Here is a 14,761-nt window from a genome sequence, read left to right on the forward strand (position 1 = left end):
ATGCTCGACCATCGCCACTCCTGCGCTTTCCAAGGACCACCCCATGCGCCTCGCCGTAGAAAACCTCGAAGCCTCCAAGATCCGTGAAGTCGCCAACGCCGGCATGGGCCGGGCCGACGTCCTGGCCTTCTGGTTCGGCGAAAGCGACGAGGTCACGCCCGAGCCCGTGCGCCAGGCGGCCATCGAGTCCCTGCAGCGGGGCGAGACCTTCTACTCCCACAACCTCGGCCTGCCCGAGCTGCGCCAGGCGATAGCCGCCTACGCCAGCGCGCTGCATGGCCCCATCGGTGCGGAACGGATCGCCGTGACCTCGGGGGGCGTGAGCGCGCTGATGGTGGCCATGCAGGCGCTGCTCGATGCGGGGGACGAGGTCGTGGCCGTCACGCCCGTGTGGCCCAACCTCACGGCCCAGCCCGCCGTGCTGGGTGCCCGTGTGCGGTGCGTGCCGCTGCGCGCCGAGGGCGGTGCCTGGACGCTGGATCTGCAGGTGCTGCTCGACGCCATCACGCCGGCCACACGACTGCTCATCGTCAACGCACCCAACAACCCCACGGGCTGGACGCTCACGCGCGCGGAGCAGCAGGCCATCCTGGACCATTGCCGGCGCACCGGCACCTGGGTGCTGGCGGACGAAGTGTACGAACGCCTGTACTACGAGGCGACCCCCCACGGCTGCGCGCCGAGTTTCCTGGACATCGCCGCGCCCGAGGACCGGCTCATCGTGGTGCAGAGCTTTTCCAAGAGCTTCCTGATGACCGGCTGGCGCCTGGGCTGGCTCGTGCTGCCGCCCGCGCTGGTGGACGCCGTGGGCAAGCTGATCGAATTCAACACCTCCTGCGCCAGCGTGTTCACCCAGCGCGCGGGCCTGGCGGCGCTGGAGCATGCGGGCGAGATCACGCCGCCCCTGGTGGCGCGCATGCGCCGCTGCCGCGACACGCTGCTGCCCCGCCTGGCCGCGCTGCCGCAGGTGGAGGTGGCCAGCCCGCTCGGCGGCATGTACGCCTTCTTCCGCCTGCACGGCTTTGACGATTCGCTGGCGGTCGCCCAGCGGCTGGTGAGCGAGGCCGGCCTGGGCCTGGCGCCGGGCAATGCGTTCGCGCCCGAGGCCCAGGGCTGGCTGCGCTGGTGTTTTGCCTCCAGGGACCCCGCGCGGCTGGAGGCGGGCGTGGAGCGCCTGCAGGCCTGGCTGGCGGGGTCCAGCCGGGGTTGATGGGGGGCAGAGTGCACGTGGCAGCAGTGTGCCTGCTGTAGTTTGCTATATTTATAATAGCTGCATGCGCTTGCCTGAAAAGCGCTTGCGCGGTTTTTACCTGAAACTTCCCTGGGCCTGCCGCTGCCAGCCCGATGGCAGCTGCCACTGGGCCGCCCAGCCGGTGAAGTCCGCCAGCGGCATGGGCCGCGCGATGCAATAGCCCTGCGCCTGGGTGCAGCCCAGCTGCAGCAGCATCTGTCCCTGCTCGATGGTTTCCACGCCTTCGGCGATCACGCGGTAGCCAAACGAGCGCGCCAGGCCGATCACGCCCTGCACGATGGCCAGATCGCCCGGATCGCCCATCATGCCGTGCACGAAGCTCTGGTCGATCTTGAGCGTGTCCATGGGCAGGCGGCGCAGGTAGGTCAGCGACGAGTAGCCGGTGCCGAAGTCGTCCAGCGACACCACCACCCCCAGCCCACGCAGCGCGGTCAGGGTGTGCGCCACGGCCGCCAGGTCGTACAGCGCGGCGCTTTCGGTGATCTCGATTTCCACCAGGTGCCCGGGCACGCCGGGGTGGCGCGCGATGCACCGGGCCATCCAGTCGGCGAAGTCGGGGCGCTGCAGGTGCTGGGCGGCGATGTTGACGCTCAGCGGCAGGGCCATGCCGCGCGCCTGCAGCTCTTCCAGGATGGAGAGCGCGGCCTCGACCACCCATTCGCCGAACCCGATCTCCAGCTCGGTCCCCTCCAGCAGCGGCAGGAATTCGCCGGGCGGCACCAGGCCGCGCTGCGGGTGCTGCCAGCGCGCGAGGGCTTCGGCGCCCACCACGGCGCCGCTTTTCATGTCCACCTTGGGCTGCAGGTACAGGGTGAACTGGGCATCGGCCAGCGCGTCGCGCAGGTGGCGCCCCTGCGCGCGCAGCAGCTGCAGGGCGCGCTCCTGGGCGGCATCGAACTGGTGGAAGCGGTTGCGCCCGGCCTGCTTGGCGGCGTACATGGCCTGGTCGGCATGGCGCAGCAGGGCATCGGCATCGGCGTCGTCCTGCGGGAACACCGTGTAGCCGATGCTGGCCGTGACCACCACGCGCTCGGCGTCGAGCGTGTAGGGGGCCGAGATGCTTTCCATCACGCGGTGGAGCATGGCTTCGCAGCCGTTGGCCGAGTCCAGCCCGGGCATGAGGATCACGAACTCGTCGCCCCCCAGGCGGGCCACGCAGTCGAGCGGGCGCAGCGCGCGCGTAAGCCGGCCGGCCACCACCACCAGGAGGCGGTCGCCCGCGCCGTGGCCCAGCCGGTCGTTCACGGGCTTGAAGCCGTCCAGGTCCAGGTAGGCCACGCCCAGCTGCGTGCCGTTTGCACGCGCCTGGTCCATGCATTCCTGCAGCTTGCGCGCCAGCAGCACGCGGTTGGGCAGGCCGGTGAGGGCATCGAACAGCGCCAGCCGCTGCAGCAGCACTTCCTGTTCGCGCTGGGGCGTCACGTCGATCGCCACGCCCAGCATGCGTTCGGGGCGGCCAATGGCGTCAAGGCCGACGATCTTGCCCAGGTTGCGCACCCAGCGGACGGCATCGTCGCCGGCCTCGCTCTGGTTGACGCGCCAGGTGGCGTCAAACGGCGTGCCGGGGTGGGCGGTGTGGCGGGCGACCTCGGTGGTGATGCGGTCGATGTCGTCGGGGGCGATGCCGCGGGTCCACTGCGTGGCGCCGAAAGGGCCGTGCGATGCGGGCAGGCCGCGCATCGCGCGCCAGCGGCTGTCCCCCGTGACGGTGCCGGTCTGCAGGTTCCAGTCCCACAGGCCCAGCGACGCGGCCGAGATGGTGAGCGAGAGCAGCGCCTCGCGTTCGCGCACCTGCTCTTCCTCGCGCTTGCGGTCGGTGATGTCGTGCACCGAGAACAGCCAGCAGGGTTCGCCGTCGAATTCGGTCGCCCGCATGGACTGCAGCACGGTGCGCGGCGGGCCGCCGCGCACGTTCAGCTTCACCTCGTAGCTGTTGAGCTGGCCGGAGCGCGCCACCGCATCCATGAGGCGCTGGCGGTCGTCGGCGGTGAAGATGCCCAGCTCGATGGCGGTGCGGCCGATGGCCTCCTCGCGCGGGATGCCCAGCATCTCCACCCAGGCGGGGTTGATGTCCACGTAGCGCCCGTCCATGCGGCGCGACAGGCCCATGGGGTAGGGCATGAGGTGAAAGATGCGCGAGAAGCGCTCCTCGGACTGGCGCAGGCGCTGCTCGGCGCGCTTGGCCTCGTCGATGTCCTGCATCACGCCGCGCACGCGGGTGACCCGGCCGTTCTCGATGACGGGCTCGCCCCGCGCGCGCACCCAGACCAGCCGCCCGTCGGTGTGCAGCACCTCCATCTCCATGCTCCACTCGGCGCGCTCGAGGATGCTCTGGCGGAACCGGTCGCGCAGGGGTTCCCGGTAGGCGGGGGCCACGTGGCGGTCGATGTAGTCGTGCGGCAGCGGGGAGCCGGGCGCCAGGCCATGGATGTCGAAGCACACGTCCGACCAGTAGACCAGGCCCTTGCCGCGCTCGTCCTCCCAGGCGCCCAGACGGGCCAGGCGGCCCGCTTGCTGCAGCAGGCTGTTGAGGGCGCGCAGTTCGTCGCTGGCGCGGTGGGCTTCGGTCATGTCGTGGAAAACGAAGACAAAACAGTTTTCGCCATCCACAAGCACGGAGCGTGCCGACATCAGCCCCGGTATGCGGATTCCGTCGCGCTGGGCCACCAGGGGCAGGCGGTCGACCTTGCCCTCGCGGCGGAAGGTGTCCACCAGCCGTGCGCGCTCCTGCTCGGAGGCCCAGATCTTCAGCTCGGAGGACGTGCGCCCGATCACCTCGTCGCGCGGGCGGCCCAGCACCTCGCAAAAGGCAGGGTTCACGTCGATGTAGCGCCCATCGGAGATGCGCGAGATGCCCGCAGGATCGGGGAGCGTCTGGTAGAAGGTGGTGTACTTGGCCTCCGAGGAGCGCAGAGCGTCCTCCACCTCGCGGTGGGCCGTGATGTCCACGTCCATGCCGATCAGGCTGAGCGGGCGCCCGCCCGCATCGCGGCGGGCCACGGCGCCGCGCGACATCAGCCAGCGCCACTGGCCGCGCGTGTCCATCACGCGGAATTCCGCTTCGTACGTCTCGTCCAGCCCGTCCATGGCCCGCGCCAGCCGGGCGGCGTTGCGCTGGGCGTCGGCGGGGTGGCGCAGCGCATACCAGCGCTCCCACAGGCCCTGGGCGTCCGCGTCGTCGCAGCTGATGCCAAACGCCTCGTAGAACCGGCCGTGGCAGCGGAACTGGCGCTGGACCACGTCCCATTCCCACCGGCCTCCGCCCAGGGAGTCCATGGCCAGCTGCAGCTGCTGTTCGCGCTGCACCAGGGCTTGCTGGGTGCTGGTGCGCGCCAGCTCCGCGCGGGCCTTGCTGGCCAGAAGCAGGCGGCCCACGCCCAGCATCAGAACGCCCGCGCCATGGTGCCAGGGAAGGCTCGTCGGCCACGGGGCCCCGGCCGGCGGCGCGAGGTTCGCGAGCCAGAGGCAGGCCGATACCACCAGGGGCAGGGTGATGGCCAGGCCCACCAGCGCGATCCATGCCGCCGGGCGCAGGGGCAGGCGCCGGGCCATGCGCCGCCACAGCCATGCCAGCAGCCACGTGGCGCCCAGCACCAGCACGGCGGGCGGGGTGGCGGAGGGGGCCGTCGCGACCACGGCCAGCAGCGCCACCAGGGCGGTGATGGCGGCCGGCAGGCCGCCGAAATAAAGTCCCATAAAGGCGGCCACGGTGGGATAGGCCACCAGCCTCAGCTCGGGCGCATTCCAGTGCAGCGCGGTGAACGACACCGCCGACACCGCGCCGCCCGCCATGCCCAGCAGCCAGAGCGTGCGCCGGGATGGCCGCAGCGCCTCCTGGGGCGGGAGCCACTCCAGCACCAGGAGCAGCGTCATCAGCACCGTGCCGGCCAGGAGCGTGTTGTTACCCATGGCGGAGCGCGCTGCAAAGGCAGGGCCAGGGGGCCGGGACGGCTTCAGCGCAAACCGCTGCCCGCGCCGGTCGGCCCGGGTGGTGTGCGGCGGCGCGGTGCCCCGCGCCGTCCAACGCAAGACTCAGATCGCAGCGGCCCGGGGAAAAAACCATTCCCCGAGTTTATGGCTGTTCCGGCGCCGTCCGGCCCGGCCGCAGTGTCCTGATAAGCCCCGTTGACAGCATCGTGCCGCACACGATGACGAGCGCGCAGCCCAGCATCCACGGCGTGATGCGCTCGCCCAGGAAGATCGCGCCATACAGCACCGCGAACACGGGCGCGATGAAGGTCACGGCCAGTGCCCGGCTGGGCCCCGCGCTGGCGATGAGGCGAAAGTACAGGATGTAGGCGATGCCCGTGCACAGCACCGCGATGGCGACGATGCAGCCCCAGGCGCGGGGGCCCGGCATCTGCGCCGGCCACAGCCACAGGGTGGGCACGGCCAGGCCCAGCGCCGCGCCCAGCTGGCTGCCCGTGGCGGTGGCCAGGGGCGGTATGCCCGTGAGGAAACGGCGCGCAAAGCTGGCCGACAGGCCGTAGAAGGACGATGCCAGCAGGCACGCCGCGATCGCCCATTCGGCGCTGTCGCTCTTGAAACCCGTGCCGGCCGGCGCGCGCCACGCGAGCAGCGCCACGCCCACGAAGCCCAGGGCCAGGCCCGCCCAGCGCAGGCGGTTGATGCGGTCGCCCAGCCAGAGCCAGGCCACCAGCGCGCCGAACAGGGGCACGGTGGCATTCAGGATCGAGGTCAGGCCCGTGGCGAGGTGCAGCACCGCCCAGGAAAACAGCGCGAACGGAATCGCCGAATTGATGACCCCGGCGAACATGATGGGCCGCCAGTGCCTGCGCAGCGCGGGCCCATGGCCCTGGCGCAGCATGATGGGCCACAGGAACACCGTGGCCAGCGCCACGCGCAGCCCGGCGGTGGGCAGCGGGCCGAACTCGGACGCCCCCAGCCGCATGAAAAGAAACGAGGCGCCCCAGAGCGCCGCCAGCAGGATGAATTCGCCGATCCAGGTGGTGACGGGTTGGGTTCCCGGGCTGTTCGGGCTGTTCATTCATGGCCTTTCTCTGGGGGCAGGGCGCCCGCCGGCACGGGCGGCCGCGGGGGCGCGAAGAGCGCATTCTCCATGGTCAGCAGGGCCGTCTTGCGGTCCAGCCCGCCCGCGTAGCCTGTCAGGCTGCCGTCCGCGCCCAGGACGCGGTGGCAGGGCACCACCACGCTCAGCGGGTTGCGCCCCACGGCCGCGCCCACGGCGCGCACGGCCAGCGGCCGGCCCAGTTGCTGGCTCAGGCGCCCATAGCTGGTGGTGCCGCCGCGGCCGATGGCCAGCAGGGCGCGCCACACCGCCTGCTGGAACGGCGTGCCGCCCGAGAGATCCAGCGGCAGATCGAAGTCCTGCCGATCGCCCCGCAGGTACTGCTGCAGCTGGCTGGCGGCGGCCTGCAGCACGGGATGGCCGGCCGCCTCGGCCCAGGCGTGCCCGCCGTGGAGAAAGCTGGCGGGTTCGTGGCGCTGGCCTTCGAACCAGACGCCGCAGAGGCCGGCGGGCGATGCGGCCAGGCGCACCGGCCCAAGGGCGGTGCTGGCCCGCGCCTGCACGGTGTGGGGGTGGTATTGCATGGGGAATCTCGGTGATTTTGAATAAAACAAGCCGCCAGCGCTTGCTGGATCAGCGCGAAAAGCTATTGTTTTGATAGTGTTTCAGGCGCCGGGATGGCGGGCTCCGCCGTGCCCGCCGCCCAGGCGCGCAGCACCGCATAGCTGCGCCACGGGCGCCACGCCTCGGACGCCGCGCTGGCGGCGCGCGCCGGGTTCTTCTGACCCTGGACACCCAGCGCCTTGTGCAGCGCCACGTCGGCGGCAGGGAAGGCATCGGGCCAGCGCAGCACGCGCATGGCGATGTACTGCGCCGTCCAGTCGCCAATGCCGGGCAGGGCGCACAGGGCGGCCGTGGTCGCGGCCACATCGGCGCCGGCATGCAGGGCCAGGCCCCCGCTGTCCACGGCGCGGGCCAGCGCCACGATGGCGGCCTGGCGCTGGCGCACGATGCCCAGCTGGCCCAGGGTGTCGCCGTCGGCCACGGCGAGCGTGGCGGCCGTGGGAAACAGCCGGTTCAGCCCGGGCCAGGGCGTGGCGATGGGCTCGCCCAGCCGCTCCACCAGCCGCTGCCCCAGCGTGCGCGCGGCCGCCACGGTGATCTGCTGGCCCAGCACGGCGCGCACGGCCAGCTCGAAGCCGTCGAACGCACCGGGCACGCGCAGGCCGTCGCCGTCCGGGAAGTGCGGGTGCAGCACGGCGTTGATGGCCGCCGGGTCGGCGTCCAGGTCCAGCATGGCGCGCACGCGGCGGATCACGAGCGGCAGCACCGGGTACAGGCTGTCGCTGGTCTGCAGCAGCACCTGGTGGCGGACCACGTCGAAGCGCGCGCTGAACCAGCCGGTGGTCTCCTGCGCCATGCCGGTGCAGGCGGACGGCAGGCGCACGGTGCGGCGCAGCGTGGCCTCGTGGGGCAGCACCCATTCGACGCCGTGGAACTGCCGCCGCTCGAAGAACGCGAGCAGCGCCGCCACGTCGAAGGGCGGGCGCCAGGCCAGGCGCAAGGTGCTGCCGGTGCCGGACGCGTCCGCCTTGAGGGGGCCCGCGCCGCTGCGCCGCAGCTGGGTGGGATTGAGCCCGTAGTGCCCCGCGAACGCCGCATTGAAGCGCCGCACGCTCGCGAAGCCGCTGGCCAGCGCCACCTGCGTGACCGGCATCGGGGTGTCGGTGAGCAGCTGCTTGGCCGTGAGCAGCCGCCGGGTCTGCAGGTACTGCAGGGGCGACACGCCCAGCGCGGCCTCGAAGATGCGGCGCAGGTGGCGGTCGCTCACGCCCAGGCGTTCGGCCAGCCGGGCGACGGTGGCGCCGCTGTCGCCCCGCGTGGGCCGGGCCGGCCAGAGGTCGGGCGCATCCAGCAGCCGCACGGCCTGCTGCACCAGGATGCCGCTGGCATCCTGCACCGACCACACCAGCGCCTGCGGCGCCAGCTCCGGCCGGCAGCGCAGGCAGGGCCTGAAGCCCGCGCTCTCGGCCTGGGCGGCAAGGCTGAAGAAGCGGCAGTTCTCGCGGCGCGGCGTGCGCACGGCGCACACCGGGCGGCAATAGATGCCGGTGGAGGTCACGCCGGTGAAGAAGCGTCCGTCAAAGCGCGCGTCCCGGGCCAGCACGGCAAGATAGCGGCCCTCGTCCGAGGCCATGTCGGTGTCCGTGGAGGAAGGCAGGTGGGGCGAGGTCATGGCGGAATGATAGGCCCCGGCGGCGCGCGCACTGGCCGTTTTCGGACATGTGCCTCGGCGCCCCCGGGCGGCGTGCGCAAGGAGGCGGAAGGGGCCGCCTACAATGCTGCGGACGTTTCAACCCTCTTCGTGAAAGGCCCCTACGTGCAGCCCACGCCCGCCATTTTCAAAGCCTACGACATCCGCGGCATCGTGCCGTCCACCCTGAATGAAGAAGTGGCCCTGGGCCTGGGCCGGGCCTTTGGCACCGCCGCCCGCGCCGAAGGGCAGACCACGGTGGCCGTGGGGCGCGACGGGCGCCTGTCGGGCCCGGCCATGTCGGCCGCGCTGATCCAGGGGCTGGTCGAGGCGGGCATCGAGGTGATCGACGTGGGCCTGGTGACCACGCCGCTGCTGTACTTCGCGGCCAGCACACTGTGCCAAAGCGGCATTCAGGTCACGGGCAGCCACAACCCCAAGGACTACAACGGCTTCAAGATGGTGCTCAATGGCCGCGCCATCTACGGCGAGGAGATCCAGGGCCTGCGCCGCACCATGGAGCAGGAAAGCTGGCAGCTGCTGCCCGGCGGTTCGGTGCGGCATGTGGACGTGCTGCCGGCCTACACCGCGCGCATCGTGGGCGACATCAAGCTGGCCCGTCCGCTCAAGGTGGTGGTGGACTGCGGCAACGGCATCGCCGGTGCGTCGGCGCCGGCCATCTTCCGCGCGCTGGGCTGCGAGGTGATCGAGCTCTTTTCCGAGGTGGACGGCAACTTCCCCAACCACCACCCCGACCCGAGCAAGCCGGAGAACCTGCGCGACCTGATCGACGCCCTGAAGGCCAGCGATGCAGAACTGGGCCTGGCCTTCGACGGCGATGGCGACCGCTTAGGGATAGTGACCAGGGACGGCACCAACATCTTCCCCGACCGCCAGATGATGCTTTTCGCGCAGGACGTGCTCTCGCGCGTGCCCGGCGGCGAGATCATCTTCGACGTGAAGTGCACCCAGCGCCTGGCGCCCGCCATTGCGGCCGCCGGCGGCGTGCCGGTGATGTTCAAGACCGGTCATTCGCTCATCAAGGCCCGCATGAAGGAGACCAACTCCCCGCTGGGCGGTGAGATGAGCGGCCACATCTTCTTCAAGGAGCGCTGGTACGGCTTCGACGACGGCACCTATGCGGGCTGCCGCCTGCTGGAGATCCTGAGCAGGAGCAGCGACCCGAGCGCCGTGCTCAACGCACTGCCCACGAGTTTCTCCACCCCCGAGCTGAACGTGGCCTGCGCCGAGGGTGAGCCGCACCGCCTGACGGCCGAATTGCAGGCCCTGGCCGCCGGCACCTTCGCGGCGCCCGCCACGGTCAGCACCATCGACGGGCTGCGCGTGGACTGGCCGGACGGCTTTGGCCTGATCCGTGCCAGCAACACCACGCCCGTGCTGGTGCTGCGCTTCGAAGGCCACACGAGCGAGGCGCTGGCGCGCATCGAATCGGCCATGCTGGCCCTGCTGCACCGCGTGAAGCCTGGTGCGCACGTGGGGGCCGCGAGCCACTGAGCCGGGCGCGATGATGCCCGCACGGCGCATTCGCCCCGCCGAACTTTCCCTGACCCTTTCGCCCATCCGCCGACCGTGAATTCGCACCTGTCCACCCCCCTGCGCATCGCTGCCGCGCAGTCGCCGTCCGTGCCCGGGGACGTGGCGCGCAACGTGCAGACGCACCTGGCCTTCGCGCGGGTGGCGGCGCACCACGGGGTGCAGGTGCTGGTGTTTCCGGAGCTGTCGCTCACGGGCTACGAGCCGGCGGTGCTGGCCGCCCAGGTGCTGGATGCCGACCATGGCGTGCTGGCGCCGCTGCGGCAGGCGGCGCGCGACCACGGCATGGCGCTGGTGGTGGGCGCGCCCGCGGCCCCCGTGGCGCCGGGCGCGCTGCTGCCCTCCATCGGCGCATGGGTGCTGGGCGCCGATGGCAGCGCGGCGCTGTACCGCAAGCGCCATCTGCATGCCAGCGAAGCGTCATTCGCCAGCGCGGGAATGGACGACGCGCAGGTGCACCTGCTCGCCGGCGAACCCACGGGGCTGGCCATCTGCGCCGACATCACCCACCCCGAGCATGCGCGCGCCGCGCACGGGGCGGGCGCGGTGCTCTATGCCGCCAGCGCGCTGATTTCCGAAAAAGGCTACGGGCCCGAGTCGGACCTGCTGCGCGGCTATGCGCGGGACCACGGCATGGCCGTGCTCCTGGCCAACTACAGCGGGGCCTCGGGCGGCTACGCCAGCGCCGGCCGCAGCGCGGTCTGGGAGCCCGGGGGCGGGTGCGTGGCCGCGGCCACGCACGACCGGCCTTGCCTGGTCTGGGCCGCGCGCGGCGACAGCGGCTGGAGCGGCGGCGTGCTGGACCTGCCCCTTCCGGTATGAACGCCGCGCGGGCCCTGTATTCGCTGGTGACCTGGTGCGCGCAGCCGCTGCTGCGCCGCAAGCTGCGCCGCCGCGCGGTGGCCGAGCCCGGCTATGGGCATGCGGTGGGCGAGCGGTTTGGCCGCTACCCGGCGCCCATGGACAGCCTCATGCCGCACAGCAGCTCCGACCCGCTCGGCCGCTTTGTCTGGATCCATGCCGTATCCCTGGGCGAAACCCGCGCCGCCGGCATCCTGCTCGGGCAGCTGCGCGAACAGCTGCCGGGCATGCGCCTGCTGCTCACCCACGGCACGGCCACGGGGCGGGCCGAGGGCGAGCGGCTGCTGCACCCCGGTGACGTGCAGGTGTGGCAACCGTGGGATACGCCGGGCGCGGTCGCACGTTTCCTGCGCAAGTTCCGCCCGGCCATCGGCATCCTCATGGAGACGGAGGTCTGGCCCAACCTGGTGGCCGGCTGCCAGCGGCGCGGCGTGCCCCTGGTGCTGGCCAATGCGCGCTTCAACGCCACGTCGCTGCGCAAGGCCCAGCGGCTGGCGCCGCTGGCGCGCCCGGCCTATGGCGGCCTGGCCGCCGTCTGGGCCCAGACCGAGGACGACGCGGCCCGCCTGCGGGCCATCGGCGCCCCGGTGCGCGGCGTGTTTGGCAACCTCAAGTTCGATGTGGTGCCCGACGCCGCCCAGACCGCCCAGGGCCGCGCCTGGCGCGCGCGCGCGGGACGCCCCGTGGTCCTGCTGGCCAGCAGCCGCGAGGGCGAGGAGGCGATGTGGCTGGAAAATTTCAAGCAAAAACAACCTCCAGCGCTTGCTGGCAAAGCGCCAGCAGCTATCAATAGCGAAGCAGGTAACGTGCAGTGGCTCATCGTGCCGCGCCACCCGCAGCGTTTTGACGAGGTGCACCAGCTGCTCCAGCGCGCCGGGCTCGGCGTGTCGCGCCGCAGCACCTGGGCGGCCGGGCCCGAGGCGGCCGATGTGTGGCTGGGCGATTCGCTGGGCGAGATGGCGCTGTACTACGGCCTGGCCGACGTGGCCTTGCTGGGGGGCAGCTTTGCGCCGCTGGGCGGCCAGAACCTCATCGAGGCCGCTGCTGGCGGGTGCCCGGTGGTGCTGGGGCCGCACACCTTCAATTTTGCGGAGGCGGCCGAGCGGGCCTGCGCGGCGGGCGCCGCGCAGCGCGTGCCCGACATGGCCGCCGGCATCGCGTGCGCTGCGGCGCTGGCACTGGACGCCGGCCGCCAGCAGGCCGCCAGCGAACGTGCGGGCCGCTTCGCCAGCGACCACCGTGGGGCGGCGCTGGCAACGGCCCGGGCGGTGCGCGCGATCGTGCAGCCCGCCGGGGCTTCCCTGTCTCCCTCTACTTGACGAGCAGGGCGTTGATCGCCTCGACGTCCTGCTGCGTCAGCGTGCCCGCCGCCTGGCGCAGCTTGAGCGTGCCCAGCAGCACGTTGTAGCGTGCCTGGGCCAGGTCGCGCTTGGTCTGGAAGAGCTGGCTCTGGGCGTTCAGCACGTCGATGTTGATGCGCACCCCCACCTGGTAGCCCAGCTTGTTCGCGTCCAGCGCACTCTGGCTGGAGGCCTCGGCCGCTTCCAGGGCCTGCACCTGGCCCTGGCCGGACTGCACGCCAAAGAAGGCAGCGCGCGTGGCCTGGGCCACGTTGCGGCGGGTGGTTTCCAGGTCGGCCGTGGCCTTTTCTTCCAGGGCCAGGGTTTCCCTGATGCGGTTTTGCACCGAGAAGCCGGCGAACAGCGGCAGGTTGAACGCCACGCCCACGCTGGCGCTGTTGGTGCGGTTGTTCACGCCGGGCGACGTGATGGTGCCGTTCGGGTTGCGCGTGATGTTGTATCCCGCCTGCAGGTCCACCGTGGGCAGATGGCCGGTTTCGGCCTTCCTGGTTTCCAGGCGGGCGATGTCCAGCGCGATCGCGGCCTGGCGCACGCCGGGCTGCTGGTCGCGCGCGGTATCCACCCAGGTGGTCACGTTGTCGGGCTGCACGGAGGGCAGCGGCACGGGCAGCGCCAGGGGCTTGGGGGTGGTGCCTGTGATGCCCACGAGCTGGTCCAGCGCCAGGCGCTTCACCCGCAGGTCGTTTTCGGCGGCGATTTCCTGCGCCACCACCAGGTCGTAGCGGGCCTGGGCTTCGCGCGAGTCGGTGACGGTGGTGGTGCCCACCTCGAAGTTGCGCTTGGCCGACGCCAGCTGTTCGGACACGGCGGCTTTCTGCGCCTGCACGAAGGCCAGGGTGTCCTGCGCCGCGAGCACGTCAAAGTAAGCCTGGCTCACACGCACCAGCAGGTCCTGCGTGGCCGCATCCAGCTGCGCCTGGGCGACATCCACGCCACGCTGGCCCTGTTCGAGGGTGATGCGGTTGGCGGGGCGGTACAGCGGCTGCGAGGCCTGCATGCCCAGCGTCTGCGTGGTGCCGGTGTTTTCCACCGGCGGGCGGCTCAGCTCCACATTGGCGCGGCTGAGCCCGGCCGTGAGCCCGGCGCTGGGCAGCAGGCCCGCGCGGGCCTGGTCGGCGCGGCGGGCCGCCGCATCGAGCTGGGCGCGGGCCGATTGCCACGCCGTGTCATAGGTGCGGGCCGATTCCACCAGTTCCAGCAGGCTCTGGGCTTGCGCCGGGGCACACAGTGCCGCGCCGAGCGCCAGGGACAGAAGGGACAGGGAGAGGGGCCGTAGCGGTGTCATGGAGGTCCTTCGGAAAAGAGTCTGCGTGTCGAAAATGGGGCAAAACAGGCGCGGTGGCTGCGGGCGGTCCGGCCGCCGCCGTCGTCAATAGCGGGGCACGGCGGGGTCGCTTTCCTGCGACCAGGCGTCGATGCCGCCGGTGATGTTGGCCACCTGCTCAAAACCGTGGTGCTGCAGGAAGGCCGCCACGCGCAGGCTGCGGGCGCCGTGGTGGCACAGGCAGGCGATGGGGCGGGCGGGGTTCAGCTCGGCCAGGCGCCCGGACAGCTCGCCCATGGGGATGGCGGCCAGCTCGAAGCCGTCCGCACGCACGCTGGCGGTCTGCAGCTCCCAGGGCTCGCGCACGTCCAGCACCAGGGGCTGGCCGCCTTCGGGGGCGGCGGCGAACCAAGCGGACAGCTGGGCGGGACGGACGTGATCGATCATGCAGGACTCCGAAGGGGACTCAGGATGCAAGGCTCGGGGAGCCGGGGTCAGAACGTGAAGCCGGACGGCTCGGGGAAGTTCACGAGGCGCGGCGCGATGGTGTCCCAGGGCGACACCGTCTCGAAACGGTCGCCGGCGCGGCGGGTCACGGTGAAGCGCATGACGGGTTCGCCGCCGACGATGGCGCCCAGGCGGCCGCCATCGCGCAGGTGCGACAGCAGGGCCGTGGGGACTTCGGCGACCGAGCCGCTGAGCACGATCACGTCGAACGGGCCATCGGGGATGGCATCGCGGGCGCCGTCGCCCTGGCGCACGTCGGCGTTCTGGATGCCCGCGTCGCGCAGGTTCTCGCGGGCCATCTCGGCCAGCTCGGGGTTGATCTCGAGGGACACCACGCGCTCGGCGCGGTGGGCGAGCAGGGCGGCCATGTAGCCGGAGCCCGCGCCGATCTCCAGCACGCGGTCGGTGGGCTTGATTTGCAGGTCCTGCAGGATGCGCGCCTCGACGCGCGGCTGCAGCATGCTGTGGCCCAGGCGCACGGCCTCTTCGGCGTCGTTGCCGAGCAGGGGCACTTCAATGTCCATGAACGCCATGTTGCGGTAGGCCGGAGGCACGAAATCTTCGCGGCGAACGATCGCCAGCAGGTCCAGCACGTCGGCGTCCAGCACGTTCCAGGGGCGGATCTGCTGCTCGATCATGTTGTAGCGGGCCTGGGCGACGGGGTCGCTGGTATTGGCGGACGTGTTCAGAGGCATGTTCATGGGATTTCTCCAGGGGA

The 14,761-nt window shown here is 71.6% G+C and carries 11 protein-coding genes; 4 read left to right on the forward strand and 7 right to left on the reverse strand.

Translation table 11 applies throughout. The annotated features are described in order from the left end of the window. The first annotated feature begins 43 nt into the window (after positions 1-43). A complete protein-coding gene (locus tag AC07OD_RS23510; RefSeq protein ID WP_492245936.1) occupies positions 44-1,210 on the forward strand; it encodes a pyridoxal phosphate-dependent aminotransferase in 1,167 nt (388 codons plus the stop codon). 96 nt (positions 1,211-1,306) lie between these two features. On the opposite strand, the gene AC07OD_RS23515 is transcribed toward AC07OD_RS23510, so the two are convergent. From AC07OD_RS23515 to AC07OD_RS23530, 4 genes are all read right to left on the reverse strand, one after another. Further along, positions 1,307-5,161 carry an EAL domain-containing protein gene (locus AC07OD_RS23515; RefSeq protein WP_494598176.1) on the reverse strand — a complete coding sequence of 1,285 codons (3,855 nt, stop codon included), beginning with the start codon at positions 5,159-5,161 and terminating at the stop codon, positions 1,307-1,309. 163 nt (positions 5,162-5,324) lie between these two features. After that, positions 5,325-6,260 carry a DMT family transporter gene (locus tag AC07OD_RS23520; protein WP_218295053.1) on the reverse strand — a complete coding sequence of 312 codons (936 nt, stop codon included), beginning with the start codon at positions 6,258-6,260 and terminating at the stop codon, positions 5,325-5,327. Continuing rightward, the gene (locus AC07OD_RS23525; RefSeq protein WP_492245938.1) at positions 6,257-6,826 is read right to left on the reverse strand and encodes a methylated-DNA--[protein]-cysteine S-methyltransferase; all 570 of its coding nucleotides are present in this window, start codon (positions 6,824-6,826) and stop codon (positions 6,257-6,259) included. The genes AC07OD_RS23520 and AC07OD_RS23525 overlap by 4 nt, the downstream gene beginning before the upstream one ends. Before the next feature lie 62 nt (positions 6,827-6,888). Beyond that, on the reverse strand, positions 6,889-8,478 hold the full coding sequence (locus tag AC07OD_RS23530; RefSeq protein WP_218338606.1) for a DNA-3-methyladenine glycosylase 2 family protein: 1,590 nt from the start codon (positions 8,476-8,478) through the stop codon (positions 6,889-6,891). Positions 8,479-8,622: 144 nt separating this feature from the next. Here AC07OD_RS23530 and AC07OD_RS23535 point away from each other — a divergent pair, with 144 nt between their 5' ends. From AC07OD_RS23535 to AC07OD_RS23545, 3 genes are all read left to right on the forward strand, one after another. Next, positions 8,623-10,011 (forward strand): phosphomannomutase/phosphoglucomutase, encoded by a 1,389-nt coding sequence (locus AC07OD_RS23535; protein ID WP_494598207.1) that lies wholly within the window; start codon positions 8,623-8,625, stop codon positions 10,009-10,011. A 75-nt stretch (positions 10,012-10,086) separates the two neighbouring features. Next, on the forward strand, positions 10,087-10,872 hold the full coding sequence (locus tag AC07OD_RS23540) for a carbon-nitrogen hydrolase family protein (protein ID WP_218338605.1): 786 nt from the start codon (positions 10,087-10,089) through the stop codon (positions 10,870-10,872). Then, complete coding sequence (locus AC07OD_RS23545; protein ID WP_494598177.1) at positions 10,869-12,230, forward strand: 3-deoxy-D-manno-octulosonic acid transferase; 1,362 nt, start codon at positions 10,869-10,871, stop codon at positions 12,228-12,230. The genes AC07OD_RS23540 and AC07OD_RS23545 overlap by 4 nt, the downstream gene beginning before the upstream one ends. Here AC07OD_RS23545 and AC07OD_RS23550 read toward each other — a convergent pair. From AC07OD_RS23550 to AC07OD_RS23560, 3 genes are all read right to left on the reverse strand, one after another. Beyond that, positions 12,223-13,557 (reverse strand): TolC family outer membrane protein, encoded by a 1,335-nt coding sequence (locus AC07OD_RS23550; protein WP_218338603.1) that lies wholly within the window; start codon positions 13,555-13,557, stop codon positions 12,223-12,225. The genes AC07OD_RS23545 and AC07OD_RS23550 overlap by 8 nt on opposite strands. A gap of 84 nt (positions 13,558-13,641) precedes the next feature. Then, positions 13,642-13,983 carry a rhodanese-like domain-containing protein gene (locus AC07OD_RS23555; RefSeq protein ID WP_218295047.1) on the reverse strand — a complete coding sequence of 114 codons (342 nt, stop codon included), beginning with the start codon at positions 13,981-13,983 and terminating at the stop codon, positions 13,642-13,644. A gap of 47 nt (positions 13,984-14,030) precedes the next feature. Next, the gene (locus tag AC07OD_RS23560) at positions 14,031-14,744 is read right to left on the reverse strand and encodes a protein-L-isoaspartate O-methyltransferase family protein (protein WP_218295046.1); all 714 of its coding nucleotides are present in this window, start codon (positions 14,742-14,744) and stop codon (positions 14,031-14,033) included. Between the last annotated feature and the right edge of the window lie 17 nt (positions 14,745-14,761).

It is taken from the genome of Acidovorax sp. GW821-FHT10E03, assembly GCF_059415205.1.

What these genes read in the sequence shown, in the direction of transcription:
- AC07OD_RS23510 (WP_492245936.1), top strand. Translation starts at nt 44, where the DNA reads ATGCGCCTCGCCGTAGAAAACCTCGAAGCCTCCAAGATCCGTGAAGTC.
- AC07OD_RS23515 (WP_494598176.1), bottom strand. Translation starts at nt 5,161, where the DNA reads ATGGGTAACAACACGCTCCTGGCCGGCACGGTGCTGATGACGCTGCTC.
- AC07OD_RS23520 (WP_218295053.1), bottom strand. Translation starts at nt 6,260, where the DNA reads ATGAACAGCCCGAACAGCCCGGGAACCCAACCCGTCACCACCTGGATC.
- AC07OD_RS23525 (WP_492245938.1), bottom strand. Translation starts at nt 6,826, where the DNA reads ATGCAATACCACCCCCACACCGTGCAGGCGCGGGCCAGCACCGCCCTT.
- AC07OD_RS23530 (WP_218338606.1), bottom strand. Translation starts at nt 8,478, where the DNA reads ATGACCTCGCCCCACCTGCCTTCCTCCACGGACACCGACATGGCCTCG.
- AC07OD_RS23545 (WP_494598177.1), top strand. Translation starts at nt 10,869, where the DNA reads ATGAACGCCGCGCGGGCCCTGTATTCGCTGGTGACCTGGTGCGCGCAG.
- AC07OD_RS23550 (WP_218338603.1), bottom strand. Translation starts at nt 13,557, where the DNA reads ATGACACCGCTACGGCCCCTCTCCCTGTCCCTTCTGTCCCTGGCGCTC.
- AC07OD_RS23555 (WP_218295047.1), bottom strand. Translation starts at nt 13,983, where the DNA reads ATGATCGATCACGTCCGTCCCGCCCAGCTGTCCGCTTGGTTCGCCGCC.
- AC07OD_RS23560 (WP_218295046.1), bottom strand. Translation starts at nt 14,744, where the DNA reads ATGAACATGCCTCTGAACACGTCCGCCAATACCAGCGACCCCGTCGCC.